This window comes from Methanosarcina vacuolata Z-761, assembly GCF_000969905.1.
Taxonomy (GTDB): domain Archaea; phylum Halobacteriota; class Methanosarcinia; order Methanosarcinales; family Methanosarcinaceae; genus Methanosarcina; species Methanosarcina vacuolata.
This window is the reverse complement of record NZ_CP009520.1, coordinates 4,289,945-4,302,862: the sequence shown is the minus strand read 5'-3', so window position 1 is coordinate 4,302,862 and position 12,918 is coordinate 4,289,945. Positions and strand designations below refer to the sequence as shown.

The 12,918-nt window shown below is 39.1% G+C and carries 14 protein-coding genes; 8 read left to right on the top strand and 6 right to left on the bottom strand.

The features are described 5' to 3' along the window. Window positions 1-151: 151 nt before the first annotated feature. From MSVAZ_RS17775 to MSVAZ_RS17760, 4 genes are all read left to right on the top strand, one after another. Window positions 152-781, top strand: a complete 630-nt coding sequence (locus MSVAZ_RS17775; protein WP_048123163.1) for a DUF3786 domain-containing protein — start codon at window positions 152-154, stop codon at window positions 779-781. Window positions 782-944: 163 nt separating this feature from the next. Next, entirely contained in the window at window positions 945-1,514 is a 570-nt protein-coding gene (locus MSVAZ_RS17770; protein WP_048123161.1) for a TetR/AcrR family transcriptional regulator, read from the top strand. 143 nt (window positions 1,515-1,657) lie between these two features. Next, window positions 1,658-2,455, top strand: a complete 798-nt coding sequence (locus MSVAZ_RS17765; RefSeq protein WP_048123158.1) for a DUF1638 domain-containing protein — start codon at window positions 1,658-1,660, stop codon at window positions 2,453-2,455. A 59-nt stretch (window positions 2,456-2,514) separates the two neighbouring features. After that, window positions 2,515-3,420 carry a DUF1638 domain-containing protein gene (locus MSVAZ_RS17760; protein WP_048123155.1) on the top strand — a complete coding sequence of 302 codons (906 nt, stop codon included), beginning with the start codon at window positions 2,515-2,517 and terminating at the stop codon, window positions 3,418-3,420. Between the two features lie 98 nt (window positions 3,421-3,518). Here MSVAZ_RS17760 and MSVAZ_RS17755 read toward each other — a convergent pair whose 3' ends face one another. Further along, window positions 3,519-4,262, bottom strand: coding sequence for a prenyltransferase/squalene oxidase repeat-containing protein (locus tag MSVAZ_RS17755; RefSeq protein ID WP_048123153.1), 744 nt, complete (start codon window positions 4,260-4,262; stop codon window positions 3,519-3,521). 106 nt (window positions 4,263-4,368) lie between these two features. Between MSVAZ_RS17755 and MSVAZ_RS17750 the strand changes: the two genes are divergently transcribed. After that, on the top strand, window positions 4,369-4,887 hold the full coding sequence (locus tag MSVAZ_RS17750; protein ID WP_048123151.1) for a DUF134 domain-containing protein: 519 nt from the start codon (window positions 4,369-4,371) through the stop codon (window positions 4,885-4,887). Between the two features lie 84 nt (window positions 4,888-4,971). Here MSVAZ_RS17750 and MSVAZ_RS17745 read toward each other — a convergent pair whose 3' ends face one another. From MSVAZ_RS17745 to MSVAZ_RS17735, 3 genes are all read right to left on the bottom strand, one after another. Then, window positions 4,972-5,469, bottom strand: coding sequence for a ferritin (locus tag MSVAZ_RS17745; RefSeq protein ID WP_048124320.1), 498 nt, complete (start codon window positions 5,467-5,469; stop codon window positions 4,972-4,974). Between the two features lie 113 nt (window positions 5,470-5,582). After that, window positions 5,583-6,077 (bottom strand): universal stress protein, encoded by a 495-nt coding sequence (locus tag MSVAZ_RS17740; protein WP_255352013.1) that lies wholly within the window; start codon window positions 6,075-6,077, stop codon window positions 5,583-5,585. 745 nt (window positions 6,078-6,822) lie between these two features. Next, on the bottom strand, window positions 6,823-7,317 hold the full coding sequence (locus MSVAZ_RS17735) for a universal stress protein (RefSeq protein WP_048123147.1): 495 nt from the start codon (window positions 7,315-7,317) through the stop codon (window positions 6,823-6,825). 293 nt (window positions 7,318-7,610) lie between these two features. Between MSVAZ_RS17735 and MSVAZ_RS17730 the strand changes: the two genes are divergently transcribed. Both MSVAZ_RS17730 and MSVAZ_RS17725 read left to right on the top strand, forming a co-directional pair. Then, complete coding sequence (locus tag MSVAZ_RS17730; protein ID WP_048123145.1) at window positions 7,611-8,594, top strand: DUF7490 domain-containing protein; 984 nt, start codon at window positions 7,611-7,613, stop codon at window positions 8,592-8,594. Further along, window positions 8,591-8,848: a hypothetical protein gene (locus MSVAZ_RS17725; protein WP_048123143.1), complete on the top strand. Its 258-nt coding sequence runs from the start codon at window positions 8,591-8,593 to the stop codon at window positions 8,846-8,848. The genes MSVAZ_RS17730 and MSVAZ_RS17725 overlap by 4 nt, the downstream gene beginning before the upstream one ends. A gap of 259 nt (window positions 8,849-9,107) precedes the next feature. Here the strand turns inward: MSVAZ_RS17725 and MSVAZ_RS17720 are convergent, their stop codons facing one another. Continuing rightward, window positions 9,108-9,779: a TfuA-related McrA-glycine thioamidation protein gene (locus tag MSVAZ_RS17720; protein ID WP_048123141.1), complete on the bottom strand. Its 672-nt coding sequence runs from the start codon at window positions 9,777-9,779 to the stop codon at window positions 9,108-9,110. Next, window positions 9,764-11,038: a YcaO-related McrA-glycine thioamidation protein gene (locus MSVAZ_RS17715; protein WP_048123139.1), complete on the bottom strand. Its 1,275-nt coding sequence runs from the start codon at window positions 11,036-11,038 to the stop codon at window positions 9,764-9,766. Before MSVAZ_RS17715 ends, MSVAZ_RS17720 begins: the two co-directional genes overlap by 16 nt. A 275-nt stretch (window positions 11,039-11,313) precedes the next feature. On the opposite strand from MSVAZ_RS17715, the gene MSVAZ_RS17710 reads away from it, so the two are divergent. Then, a complete protein-coding gene (locus MSVAZ_RS17710) occupies window positions 11,314-11,568 on the top strand; it encodes a YgaP family membrane protein (RefSeq protein ID WP_048123137.1) in 255 nt (84 codons plus the stop codon). Window positions 11,569-12,918 lie beyond the last annotated feature (1,350 nt).

Genomic DNA, 12,918 nt, shown 5'->3' with positions numbered 1-12,918 from the left:
AACAAAATTTTTTATTTTATCGTTTGTTTAACCAGTACTTACTTATATGTAAGTAACTATCTTCTGTATTGAGGATATATTCAAAATGGATTTCTAATAACCCAAATAAGAGCTAATCAGCACCTTCGGTGCGCACTGAAGGGAGTATTTTATGAATAGTGGTTATGAACAAATTTATGAAAACCTCATACCCAAATTGAGCAAATGCGATTTTTTTGAAGTTGCCGAACGGCTTGGCCTGTCTCTTCACCCGGACGGTGCTCTATCTGTCAATTTTCTTGGCCGAGAGTATGAGATAAGTTCTCGCGGTATTAATCCGACTGACGGTAAGCCGTTTGATGTCAACAACCTCAGTGTTCTGGCTTACTATTCATTGTCCAAAGGTATGGGTGAACCTGCATTTTCATATATGCCGATTTCTAATCTTGCCGGTACAGGAATAACATTCAGCACAAATACAAAATGGATGACTGATCCGCTTGGTAAAATATTCAGTGGAGATTATGCAACATTCAGTGAAACCATGTGCAAATTAGGCGGGGTTTTTAATGGCAAGCTGAAATCTGGCGGTTATTCGTGGCTTCTGAAAGCATTGCCTAAAATCCTTCTCCAAATCGTTTATTATGATGGAGACGATGAATTTCCTTGTGAAGTTCAGGTTCTGTTTGATAAAAATGCTTCATGCTTTCTGGAATTTGAATGTCTGGCTTTTTTAGAGGGATGCCTTATAAGAGCGATGATTATGACAACCAAAACAGAAGATACAACCGGGTGGGTGTGATACAACCGGATGGGTGTGATACAACCGGATAGTGTAATACTTGTGTATATAATGTGAAATGCAAGATGTTTCTCATCTAATAAATCGGAGGACTAAGTTTATATGAATAAAAACACTATTCAATTAACTTATTAACGAGTATAAATGTTTTTTATGAATAGATATGAACGAGACTAATCAGCAAATACTATATTACGCAAGGAATTTTTTGCAATGTCGGGGCTATAATGGATTTAGTTACAAAGATATTTCTCAGAAATTGGGAATAAAAAATGCAGCAATTCATAATTATTACCCCAAAAAAGAGGATCTAGTTGCAGCTTTGCTCGAAGACAGCAGAAAGAATTTAGCTGCAAATATTGCTCAAATAGTGGACTCCGGAGGCTCAGCCCGTGATCAGCTTCAATACTACTTTGATTACGCATTAAAAGAGTTTGATGAAGGCAAAAGAATCTGCCCTCCAGGCTCGGTAATTCTCGATTTTGAGGAACTTCCGGAGAAAGTTAAAAAGCAAAACCTTTTGTTGATGGATGACATCCTGACCTGGATTTCCAGGGTTCTTAAAATGGGTCTGGAACAGGGGGAGTTTAATTTCTCTGGTTCTGTAGAAGCACGTGCAGAATTAGTAGCTGAAGCCTTGATGGGTGCCAGACAATTCTCCAGTATAAGAGGAAGAAAAACGCTTGTTAGATCTATTTCTCTAATTAAAGCCGACATTGGATGGAAGGACTGATTTTTTCCTAACCGGTACTTACTTATATGTAAGTAAGTATATTCTATTACTACAATCGATCTATTGCTTAATCAATCTGTTGCTAAAAATTATGTTTGCTAAAAAATTAGGTTTTCTGGCATAACTTCTGTGGAGATGCTTCAATGCCCATTATGAGTATTATTTCATGCAAGATAATGCAGGACGAAATTATCTGGATTCTTGAAAATGACTCTTCCATTGATGAAGTCCTTGTAGTTGATAATGAAAATATTCGGGAATTTGTAGAAAAGCTGGATAAAGTAAACCTTCAATATAAAGTGCTCTCTCTGGAAGACATTTCCTCACTTCCCGAAATCAAAAGCGAATGCAAGAAATATACGGTTCTGATTCATCTGATGGAACTGGGTCTTCATAGAAGTCCTAAAGAGTTGAAAATTAAGGTATATGAGACTATACAGACTCTTGCTCCTTTTTCATCTGGGATTTTGCTCTTTTACGGTTTATGTGGGAATGTACTGGGGGACGTTGAAAAAGATTTCCAACGTAGCTCAATCTCGTGTCCGGTCCGTATTCTTAAAGACAAAGATCACAGGATTGTAGATGACTGCATAGGGGCTACTGTGGGGGGAGTCCAGAACTATCTAAGGATACTTAAAAGTGTTAGTGATGCTGGAACATACCTTTTTACTCCCATGTACAGCAAAGGCTGGAGGGAAATACTCGACCTGAATAAGCTAAACAAAGATCCAGCCAAAGCATTGAAATTAATGAAAAAAACCCACGAAATGATTGGTTACAAAAGAGTCGCCAAGATTAATACCGGCCTTAAATATACTGAAAATTTTGACGCTTCTATTCGGGAATTTGCAGATTTGTTTGATTTTGAAATTTTGGAATTCGATGATGGTAATCAGGAAATTTTTAAAGATTGCTATAACGAACTCAAAATGGAGATTTAGGAAAAATCAAAATGTTGAAAAATTTTAAAATTTTATATTTGTAACTGAATGGTGAGCAGATGCCTGTACTTAGCATAATTGCCTGTGAAATGCTTGAAGACGAACTGGCATATGTCCTCTCAGAAGACCATGACTTAAATCAATTGATTGTAGTTGAAAACAGGCAAAGTATCAGGTTTGTTCGAAAGCTTAAATCCATAAATTGCCAGCCAAAACTTTTTCCTCTGGAAAAAGTACCTATTTTTTTAAAAGAGGCAAATAACTCTGTATATAACTCTGTATATAACTCTGTATCTGTGAATATTTTGAAACTTTTATTGAAATTTCCGTTTTTTAATAAAATACCTCATAATACCGGAGGAAAGAGTAAACAAAAGAACAGGGAAAAGCCTATTGTCGTTGTAAATACTCTGAAGCTTGGCCTGCACGCAGATTGCGAACTCTTAAGGTCTGAAATCTACCAGAATATCAGGAAAATGGCAGCTTTTTCAGATGGTATTCTTATTTTCTATGGAAATTGTGGGCACTCTTTAAGGAACACGGTAGCGGATTTTAAAGATCTTCCCTGCTCTCTTTATTTTCTCAAAGATGAAAAAGGAGAGATTGTGGATGACTGTATCAGCGTAGCTCTTGGGGGCAATGATAATTATGCTGAAGTTATGCAGAGCGGGAAAGGAATAGGTATGATATACTTGACTCCTATGTGGGCTTCCAGCTGGAAAGAAATGAGAATGGAGTCAAACAACACTTCTGACTTTAATGACAGTTTTTTGAAAAAGCATTATAAAAGGGTCGTCAAAATCAGTAATGAGATTTCTATGGGAAGTGAATTCAATAAAAATGTCTTAAATTATGCCCGGACTTTTGATATGAGTATTACTGAAATGGAAGGCAGTATGGAAATCGCAAGTAAGTCCTATCTAAGTGCCAAAAATGATGTCTGCAAAAAAGCAGTGTCAGATTAAAAACAATTGAAGTGGTATGCTGAAAATAAAAGAAGGAAAAACAAAATCCTAAAGACAAATCCTGAAGACAAATCCTAAAGACAAATCCCGTTAGACTCTCAATTTTTTCTATAAAGTCCCAGGGTACTTAGAGTCAGTGCAGTGGCATTGATATCATCGTCTTTATTTCCCCAGGCTCCGTTTTCGTGGACATTTTCAAGGAGCCAGTGGACTGAATCTTCAACTTCATCTTTAAAACCTGCAAGAAGCAGGGCCTGGATTGCAAGATTGCTTGTGGAAATATGTTTCCAGCCACCGTCCGGCTCTTTTTTTGAAAGGATCCATCTGGCTTTTTCCTGGATAAAAGTCTCAAACGTTCTGGTTTTTGCCAGATTATCCTGCTTTTTGAGAGCTGTAATTATGAGGGATGTGGTGCCGACCTGTTCCCAGGCAGGGCAATAGTTTTCGGATAGCCAGTTGCATCCGTCTTTATCCCGAGTTCCCATGTCTGCAAGAGCTGCAATGGCGTAGGCTGTATCGTAAACGTCCCCATTCCAGGAATTTTCTTTTTTTCTGGCAAGCAGCCATCTTGCTGAAGCCATGAATACGATTCCTTCTGTTGAAAGGGCTGAGCAGGCCCTTGCGGTGTCCCTGATTGAAGAGTTCCAGGAACCGTTATTATCCTGTTCAAGAATCAGGCGGGTTATGTAAGGGTTTGGGAGTGCCCAGAGGGCGTGTGCGGATAAGGTACTTGAAAGTTCCTTTACGGACTGAATTTGCTGGGCAGAGAGCCATTCAAAACTGTTTTTCACAATATCGAGTTCCAGGTTGCTTGACATTTTATTGTGCTTTTCAGGCTTCATATATTAATACCTGACTGCATAATCCTTTACTCAATTTCTAAACTTTCTTTCTTAGGTATTGCACAGAATGATAAATTATATCTAAAATTACGCATTATTATGCATAATGGTGCGCCCAAGGAAACGAAAATTGGTGAATTTCGAGCATCAAATGAGGCACTTCAAACCTGGGGATTTAGAAGAGGATAATTTAGAAAAGGATTATCTGAAAGAAGTAGTCCTGACAGTTGATGAACTTGAAACCATGAGATTAAGTTTCCTGGAAAATTTATCCCAAACAGAGGGTGCAACCTGCATGGATATTCACCAATCTACTTTCCAGAGGACACTTAAAAGAGCACTTGTAAAGATAACCGAAGCACTTGTTTATGGAAAATCAGTACGAATCGAAGGAGGAGACTATAGGATGCCAGGAGGAGACGGTAGTGGTCCCGAAGGTAGGGGACCTGGAATGGGCATAGGTGGAGGAGGCAATGGAAGGTGCAGTAACCGTGGAAGAAGTTCTGGAGGTCCCGAAGGAATGTGCATATGCCCTGAATGCGGATATGAGTTGCCTCATAAACCGGGTGTTCCCTGCATTGAGGTCAAGTGTGAAAAGTGTGGCACTCCAATGGTCAGGAAGTGACTTTTGAAGTGGACAAAAATAAGAGAATTGAAAGAAATAGCTTCCCGGATAATATTTTTTGAATCGAATCAAGATTTAAAATAATTATCTGGGTGGAAGTCTTTTTGCCAGCTCTTGGTCAACTGAGGGAATGACATATTCGTTTTTATCGACACCTCTCAGTTTGGCAATAATTTCGTTGTCATTTTCCTCTTCTTCTACCTGCTCTTCAACGTACCATTGCAGGAAAGAAGCTGTAGCTTCATCCTTTTCAGCGTTGGCAAGCTCTACCAGTTCATGAATTGAACGGGTGATGAACTGTTCATGCTTCAATGTCTGCTGGAACATATTCATAGCTGTTCCGAATTCCATAGGTGGCTCTTTGATCTCCTTAAGTCTAACCCTCCCACCCTGGTTGTTTACGTAATCAAAGAGCTTCATTGCATGAATGTTTTCTTCTTCAACCTGGACTCTAAACCAGTGGGCAAAGCCCGGAAGCCCAACTGATGAACTATAAGCTGACATCGCAAGGTACAGATAAGACGAGTACAGTTCTTTATTGATCTGTTCATTCAGTGCTTCTTCCATCTTTTCACTCAGCATTGATTTCCCCCCATTCCTTTTTTGAAAAATTTTCCTCCGGCTTTTCATTGCGTCTTTTTCACTCAGCATTGATTTCCCCCCATTCCTTTTTTGAAAAATTTTCCTCCGGCTTTTCATTGCGTCTCTTCGTATACGATATTTTCTGAGACTTTTTTATCCCTTTTACCGTAACTGAAGACTCTTTCAGGTTTAAATCTCGCACGTACGACAAGTACCGGGACCTTTGCATGCCTTACAACTTTTTCTGATACGCTTCCAAGCATAAAACGTTCAGTCCCGCTTTTTCCAGTAGACCCTATGACAATCATGTCAACTTTATGATTCTCAGCAAAATCCAGGATTTTTTCAGCCGGATTTCCTTTAAGTAGTATGGGCGCAGCTTCTATTCCTGCAGCTTTTGCATTTTCTTCTATGAGACTTATTGCTTCACTACCAATTATCTCAAACTCTGCGTAGACATTTTTTACCGACGTTTCATCCATCAGAATTGAGTCAAGAAAAGTTACATCGATGACATATACAGCATAGACCTTTGCCCCACTGTTCTTCGCAATTTCTATCCCGAAATCCGCTACGTTTTCAGAAGCTTTTGAGCCGTCAGTAGCGATCAGAATTCGTTTTTGCGGTTTGGATTCAAGTTCACTGCTTTCCTCTATACCTACTCCCCCCGTACTTACTTTCCTCTGTACTTACTCCCCTCATCCGTACTTACTTTCCTCTCTACTTACTCTCCCCTCTACTTACTCCCCTCATCCGTACTTACTTTCCTCTCTACTTACTCTCCCCTCTACTTACTCCCCTCATCCGTACTTACTTTCCTCTATACTTACTCCTCTTAGAGTACGGATCTATTAATTAGATCTATTAGATCTATTATTATTGAGACAATACCGGAATTCATCTTATTGTTTACTAATTTATATTTTTAAATTGCTTTCATGATCGGAAACTTGATTATTCAAAAGATCAGTTCCAGGATAAGCTTCAAAATAAAAAAATTTGAATTTGAGATCGACTCACTAAAAAGATTAGATTATCTAAGTTGGCTAGATTGCCAAGTTGGCTAGATCGTTTAATTTAGGAGTGTCTAAGGCTCATTCCCGCGACTTTATTTTTGGGATACAGCCGTCAACTCTCTTATAATGCCTTCACTGATAATGTTTTTGCATTTTCGAGTATATACTAGATTGTCAAGTTTTGTTCGGAAGCTGTAAATGCTACAGAAACCGTTTGACTTTGCTCTGAAACTCCGAGTATAAGGTTCTTTGAAGAAGTTTCAAAGGTAAAACTTGAAACGGTGGACGGCGAGACACGAATCTTTATTCGTGGGAGCTGTCACCTACTCAGAACTGGTTATTCCTGTATCAATTTTTTCTCACTTTTATGCCGTTCTCGAACAACCAGAACCGGAATTTTTGCATGCCTTATAACTTTTTCAGATACGCTTCCAAGTAGTACGCGCTCATATCCACTTTTCCCAAGCGAACCCATTATGATCATATCGATATTATTATCCTCTGCAAAAGTGACAATTTTCTCAGCCGGATTACCTCTAAGCACCCTGACTTCCACTTCCACTCCTGCAGCTTTTCCAATCTTTTCTATATAAGAGGTTGCTTCACGGCCTTCTTTTTCGAATTCTTCAAGTACTTTGTCTGACCAGATTTTATCCAGTGGAACTGAGCGATAAGGTGTCGTGTCGATGACATAAACAGCATATATTTTTGCTCCACTGCACCCAACCATTTCGATTCCAAAATCTGCGGCTTCGTTTGCAGTTTCTGAGCCATCGGTAGCGATTATTATCTGCCTTCTCGGTTTAGATTTAATTTCAATATCTCCTTCCATAATTACCCCTCATGTTCTCTATTTGTGTTTCTGAATTTGTATTCTCACATTCCGGATTCCCATCCTTTTTACAGGTTTGAGACTTTTCAGTATGTTCAAATACACAGGCCGCAATCAGAATCCTTCAAACTTGCATTCGATGTTCTGACCACCACATTTTACCCTCTATCTGAATATTGATGTGTTCATATTAATAATTTTCATTCAATTGTTTCCCAAAGAAAAGAAAGAGTTGTCTATGAAGGCAAAAAGTATATACATTGGAATATAATTACTAAAGAGGAGGGCAGATCTTGAGAAAATTGGGAACCAGGTCTACTCAAACATTATTTTTGAGAAGTTTCTTTTTAATATTCTTTGTTACTATTTTCACCTTTGGGAGCGGCTGTATTAAAAGTTTTGAAGAAGAAAGCTACTACAATGTTCGGGATATGGACATCTCAGCAGACCGTATAGGGGCGGCTTTCATAGACCTGAACGTCACAACGTATGTTGAAAAAGTTCAGGGGGACAATGCGAAGAACACCTCGCTTCTCCTTAAAGCCTATAGCCGGGGAAGCGGGCTGCTTGAAACTCAGAAGAAGATAGAACTCGGAGCGTTAAAGAAAGGAACTACGAAATCAGTGAGTCAGGTCCTGACACTTCCGAAAGCTGGAGGATACGATCTTCAGAGTGTCCTTTTTGAGGACGATGTGCAGAAAGGCAATGGCAAAATCAAAGTTTACAACCTGGATGCTCTGCCTGCCGATGTACAGGAAACAGGTCTTGGGATTCCCGAAATGGATTTCCGGGTGAAAAAAGTGGAAGACGGAAAAGTCCTTGTTGAAAGTGATATCTATCTGACAAATGAAGGTAGGGAAACCAGCAAAGATTTTCGTATGCTTGTTAAGGTCCGTGAAATGGATGCCGGACTGCTTGCGGATAAAGTCTGGGCGCACACAGGAGAAATCAAACCTGAAGCCACAGTTATCCAGACTGTCAATCTGACAATGCCTGACAAATACAATTACGTTGTAGAAGTCCTGATCTGGAACAATGATACTATTGTCGAGCGTGGAGAAGACTATATTCAGCTCAACCCCATAGTCGAGGTTAAAGATAAAAGTACCACTAAAGCTCGAGAAATTCAGACAAGTGAATTTGAAAATTTGGTGGAAGCCGAAGAAATTCCTGAAGAGGGATATACAAGTGAAAAAGAAGCTGCACCAGGATTCAGCTTATTTTTATCCGCGGTCCTGTTCTGTTCGGCAGTAATTCTGAGGAGGCGGTTTGCATGAGTGAAAACTTAGACATGAAACCAGAGCCAAAAGCGGAAAAAGTGTCAGATATGAGGGAGAATTTCAAAAAAGGGGCCTTCCTTATTTCAATGCTGCTTCTTCTTGTAGCCACTTTCCAGCTCTATTTCTCCATAGAGCGGATAATTGAAATCTGGTTTGAGTATCAATATATTCCAATTTTCAGGGCGGTTTACAACTTCCTTGTCTTGATTGCAAGTCTGTACATCATCAGGCTGTACATTGTAAAGCGCTGAAAAAGAAAATACTGGAAAAAGAAAATACTGGAAAAAGAAAATACTGGAAAAAGAAAATACTGGAAAAAGAAAATACTGGAAAAAGAAAATACTGGATAAATAAAATACTGGATAAATAAAATACTGGATAAATAAAATATTGAATATCTAAAATAATGGAAAAAGAAACGACTGGACAAATAAAATACTGAATAAGTTTGAAAATTAAAAACTGCTAATTGAGAGAGGTCTGAAAGGAGAGGTTTGAAGGTTTGAAATCTCAGGCCTCTTCAATCAGCTCTTTTACGGTTTCAAGCACTAAAACGGCATCTCCTCTTTTTACGTCAACCTCATTGCCTGTACAAAAATCCAGAACGGATTTTTTCTTTTCTTCCGGGATCAGTCCCCTTTTCGCCCCTTCTTTTACAAGCCCGAAATAGCTACGGTCGGGGTAATAAGTGTCAATTGCAAGTTTCAGAAGACTGTCATGTTCTTCCTCACTCACAAGTCCTGATGCGAGTGCGGCTTTCAGCGTTTCTCTTATATTGACAAGAGGCACGGAAATGGGCTCGAATGTGTCAGGATTTGTGCTTACTGCAACTTCATCATCGGATTCGATTATACCGTCTCTATACCATTCGTAAACCTTTCCTACACCTATCATCCCATGGGTGTCCAGTTCTGAAGCTCTGAGGGCTCCCATGCTTGCGCCTCCTACTACTTTTACTCCTGAAGCAAGCGCAGATAGAATCTCCCTGTGTCCTACAGCCGCCCTGTCAAAAAAGATGCCATCTATTATTCCTATAACCTTATACCCTTCTTGGACGAATTTTTCAAGCTGGAATCTGCGTACAGGAGGCTGGTAATTTGCCTTGAGGATTTTTCTTGCGTCCTCATGGCTGATGCTGTTGCCTGTAAAGATTACCGCTTTTGTTTTCATCGTCTCTTCCATGGCTTTTCATTTTTGTTTCTGGAGAATTCTTTCTTCCTTTGAGAACCGATCCTTTTTCCTTTCCGATCTCTGTCAATAGTGAAAAGTTCGAATCCGGGAATTATTACTCGGACAACCGGCACTTTAATCTCTTCTCTTGAGAGGTCTACCACCAGCACTCTTTCGGCAAGATCCTTAAGTTTTTCGAGGATCACATCGATGTTTTCTGCAGGGCTTTTTCTGGACAGGTCCTGCACTTCAGAAAGATAAATTTTTTCTCCTTCTTCGAACCAGAACCGGTTCAAACGTTTCATGCGGTCGTATCCTACACTTCGGATAAAGCCTTCTCTATCCGTATCTTCCCTTGCTCCCTGGATTTGAACTACTCGCGACTGGGCAGCTTCGGTTATGGCCCGTGAAACTGCAATTTCGGGTTTCAGGTGGGAGCCTGCCCCCATGACAAGAAGCGCGGGATCTTTGAGTTTTATGTCGTCAGTTACCGCAATTACTGTCGGAATGCCGGTATCGCTCGGAACCAGCCAGATTTTGAGCTCTATTCCTGCATCTTTAAATTTGCTGGCAAGTTCGTACAAATATCCGTTTTCTTCAGTCAGCACGATTTCTTTTCCAAGATTGCGGGAAAATTGTGCTATGCTGATTGCATCCCTTTCTATAACCTCGAGCATCCCGTGGAGAATAGCTTCTTCAATCACGTTTCCGGACGCCAGCCCATTGGTATTGCTCAGGAAGAGTTTCTGGCATTGTCCGGGCGAGTCGTACGGATGGTAAACCGAGTTAGAGCTTACGAGCACTTCTTCATTGTTCATCAAATCGTATGCTCCAACCCATTCAAGCAAAGACTGGGGAAGATAAGGCTGGGGTAGCAGTAGTGTTTCCGGGTCGAGCACTGTGCAGTTTTCTGTGGCTCTGATATAGGACTCCACAAAAGCCGGGGCAGAAATTTCCCCTTTAATATTTGCGTTCAGGCCAGGCCTTTCTGCAAGGCAGCGCTCAAAGCTCTCCATTATCGCTGAAATTCGGGCCCGCTGCTCGGTTGAGCCCTTGCCTGAGTATATACTGATCGCTCCCTTTGCGGCACTGGGGCGGATTGCCGAAAAAATAGGGATTCCGAGCCGATCAAGGTTTGTAATATCTGCAATTCGGGTAACTCCTATCTTTTTTACCTCATCTTTAGTGTTTTCCAGGGTTGTGGCTTCGTCATATACTCGCTGTGTACCTTCGAGATATGAGATCGATCTGTCAAGTTTTATTTCAGGCATAATTAGAAACCTTCCGTCTCTTGTTATATATTTTTTGATTTTTCGGGTATAGAGTCTTTTCAGGGGATTTTATGTAATTTCTCTTAAAGACTTTGGAAAGATAAACGTAATGCAAACACGGCGCAAACATACTGCAAATTTAATACAATGCTGCGGATATCTGCGAACATCTGCAAGCGTCTATGAACATAATACAAATAGAGTACAAACAGAATAATGCTATATATTGAAGGATCTATAAGTATGTAAGAGGGCTTATAAGGGGGTTTTGTCCGATGAGTATCAAAAAATTGTTTCTGGAAGAGAATGTAGGAGGCTTTGATCTCCTGTTTCGAACTATGTATGGGGTACTTTCAACTCTTGCACTGTCAACAGGTCTTGTAAAAAGATTTCCCTGGAAGTGGATTGTTGTGGTGATGGCTTTTACGGGGCTTTGCAGTTCAATTCTGAGGCACTGCACTCTCTATTCTATTCTTGGGATCAGTACCGCAAAGAAAAAGGAAGCTTCTATACAGGAAGCTTGTCAATAAACAGTACTTCAGGAGATATTAATTCTCCATTTTATTTTTCAACAAATACCAATATCAAAATTAAATTTCTAAGTTCAGGTCGGTTTTTCTCAGAATTCTATACAATGTTTGCTTTTTCTCTATGTTTTGAATTTTCATTCATGCGTCTTCGGTTAAGTGAGAAATCATGACAAATTGAGTTAATCTTCTCACATCTCATATATCTTTATAAATTAAAAGCTGGAAAAGGATATCGATTTCATGTAAATCGTCCAAAATTTAAGGCAGGTTTCCAGTGCAAAATCGATAGCTTTCAGGCAAGAAAATTCCTTAACCGATGTTTTCAACATTTTTTTACTGACTTTTCGAATAGGCTCTTACATGCTTATTCTGATATTTTTGCAATGAATCTTTAAGATCGTCTTTAAGACGATTTACGATAACATTTCATTGTAAGTATACTCAGAGTTATGAATAAATATGGGATGATAGCTTCCAGTAACGATATAGTGCTTGTAGTTATAACAATAAAAATAGGATCAGTAAACCAGAAACTATTATGCCATGATTTGTTGTAAATATCGTAATGCCAAAAACTGTTATACATATTATATATGTTATATAAGAACAACGGGACAAAGAAAGCAATAAACAATTTCAGGTAGTTCGATTTTTTCATCAAATGGTGGCAATCCTTTCTTTTCACCCTACCGAATAGATATAAAATAGCTAATATTACTAAGGCGCCAATTACAATGTATATAACAGGTATCCCATATACTGTTACAACATGACTAGAAACCGTTTTTTCTGCAGCACTAGAGCCATAGATTGCAGTTTCATTATTCATGCTGCTTTATACGTTACTAAAAGTTAAGTATTTTTTTAAGTGCCACATGCTTATATGGTGATGATCTGCATTCTGATTACTATGTTTTGAGATTACTGTACAAAGGTTAAAACATGTAATCTAAGTAAATGATATGGGTGATTTTTATTGAAGTCAATATATGGTTTAATTTTTCTTTTTGGAGTTTTATGTCTTATCTTCGGAACATTAGATTTTATATCTCTACGTGATGGTCGATTATTAGCATCATCCTGGATTTTGGGCGTTTTTCTTATAGGATACGTAATAAAACAACAGAAGAAAGATAAAGGCTCTTAAGCACAAAGTGATGCATTGAAGGCCATAATACCTGATTGTTTCTCATGTGTTTTTGGCTAATTGAGGAATTGTGATAAATTGTCTCCATTTCCACAACATTTGTCAAATATTTCTCTAAATTATGAGGTGGAATAGAGAACCGATTTCATATAAACAGGCCAAAATTTAAAGCCGACCTCTAATGCAAAATCGATAGCTTTCAG

Bases quoted from the DNA above. Each gene is read 5' to 3' on its own strand.
- MSVAZ_RS17715 (WP_048123139.1), bottom strand. From the start codon at position 11,038: ATGCCTGAAATAAAACTTGACAGATCGATCTCATATCTCGAAGGTACA.
- MSVAZ_RS17720 (WP_048123141.1), bottom strand. From the start codon at position 9,779: ATGGAAGAGACGATGAAAACAAAAGCGGTAATCTTTACAGGCAACAGC.
- MSVAZ_RS17710 (WP_048123137.1), top strand. From the start codon at position 11,314: ATGAGTATCAAAAAATTGTTTCTGGAAGAGAATGTAGGAGGCTTTGAT.
- MSVAZ_RS17735 (WP_048123147.1), bottom strand. From the start codon at position 7,317: ATGGAAGGAGATATTGAAATTAAATCTAAACCGAGAAGGCAGATAATA.
- MSVAZ_RS17770 (WP_048123161.1), top strand. From the start codon at position 945: ATGAACGAGACTAATCAGCAAATACTATATTACGCAAGGAATTTTTTG.
- MSVAZ_RS17765 (WP_048123158.1), top strand. From the start codon at position 1,658: ATGCCCATTATGAGTATTATTTCATGCAAGATAATGCAGGACGAAATT.
- MSVAZ_RS17755 (WP_048123153.1), bottom strand. From the start codon at position 4,262: ATGAAGCCTGAAAAGCACAATAAAATGTCAAGCAACCTGGAACTCGAT.
- MSVAZ_RS17760 (WP_048123155.1), top strand. From the start codon at position 2,515: ATGCCTGTACTTAGCATAATTGCCTGTGAAATGCTTGAAGACGAACTG.
- MSVAZ_RS17725 (WP_048123143.1), top strand. From the start codon at position 8,591: ATGAGTGAAAACTTAGACATGAAACCAGAGCCAAAAGCGGAAAAAGTG.
- MSVAZ_RS17750 (WP_048123151.1), top strand. From the start codon at position 4,369: ATGGTGCGCCCAAGGAAACGAAAATTGGTGAATTTCGAGCATCAAATG.
- MSVAZ_RS17745 (WP_048124320.1), bottom strand. From the start codon at position 5,469: ATGCTGAGTGAAAAGATGGAAGAAGCACTGAATGAACAGATCAATAAA.
- MSVAZ_RS17775 (WP_048123163.1), top strand. From the start codon at position 152: ATGAATAGTGGTTATGAACAAATTTATGAAAACCTCATACCCAAATTG.